The following is a 1,143-nucleotide window of genomic DNA, read 5'->3' on the forward strand; positions in this document are numbered from 1 at the left end:
CCGTCAGGTCAGGAAACGCTTCCAGGCGGGCGAGCTCTACATTGACGACAGCTTGCTGCACCGGCATTTGTCCGACGAGTTGGTTTCGATGGACGAGAAAGCCGCCGTGCTCGCGCAGATGGACATCCCCTTCCTGCGGCAGCCGGTCAGTGCCCAGCTCGATGCACTGGCGGCCGAGTTGCGTGCGCAATGGGTGGCGTTCAATCGCGAGCTGAAACAGGGCAAGCTGACGCACCTGGAATACGACAAGGACACGCAGAGACTGACCTGGCGCAAGCCCAAGGGGGAGAACCAGAAGGCGCGCGAGCAAGCTCTCTACGAGCAACTGCCATACTGCGATGTCGCCGACGTGTTTCGCTTCGTCAACGGCCAGTGCCAGTTCCTGTCGGCGCTGACACCATTGCAGCCACGCTATGCGAAGAAGGTAGCCGACGCCGACAGTCTGATGGCGGTGATCATTGCCCAAGCCATGAACCACGGCAACCAGGTTATGGCACGTACCAGCGACATCCCGTACCACGTCCTGGAGAGTACCTACCAGCAGTACCTGCGCCAGGCGACGCTACATGTGGCCAACGATTGCATCAGCAACGCCATCGCCGCACTGCCGATCTTCCCGCATTACTCGTTCGACCTCGATTCGTTGTACGGTGCCGTTGATGGGCAGAAATTCGGCGTCGAGCGACCAACTGTGAAGGCGCGCTACTCGCGCAAATATTTCGGCCGCGGCAAGGGCGTCGTCGCCTACACGCTGCTGTGCAATCACGTGCCGTTGAACGGCTACCTGATAGGCGCACACGAGTACGAGGCTCACCACGTGTTCGACATCTGGTACCGCAACACGTCGGACATCGTGCCGAGCGCGATCACCGGCGACATGCACAGCATCAACAAGGCCAACTTCGCCATCCTGCACTGGTTCGGACTTCGTTTCGAGCCGCGCTTCACCGACCTCGACGACCAGTTGCAGGAGCTGTATTGCGCCGATGATCTGGCATTGTACGAGAAATGCCTGATCCGGCCGGCTGGCCAGATCGACCGGCAACTCATCGTCGGTGAGAAGGCGAACATCGACCGAATCGTCGCCACACTGGGCCTGAACGAAATGCCGCGAGGTAGCCTGATGCACAAGCTTGGTAACTC

The 1,143-nt window shown here is 60.1% G+C and carries 1 protein-coding gene; it reads left to right on the forward strand.

Going from position 1 to position 1,143, the window contains the following annotated elements; all coding sequences use genetic code 11:
* The coding region (locus GHO03_RS24515; protein WP_153400692.1) for a Tn3 family transposase at positions 1 to 1,143 on the forward strand (1,143 nt) is incomplete at both ends.

The sequence above is a fragment of the Pseudomonas sp. FSL R10-1339 genome, from assembly GCF_009600545.1.
GTDB classification, from domain to species: domain Bacteria; phylum Pseudomonadota; class Gammaproteobacteria; order Pseudomonadales; family Pseudomonadaceae; genus Aquipseudomonas; species Aquipseudomonas bubulae.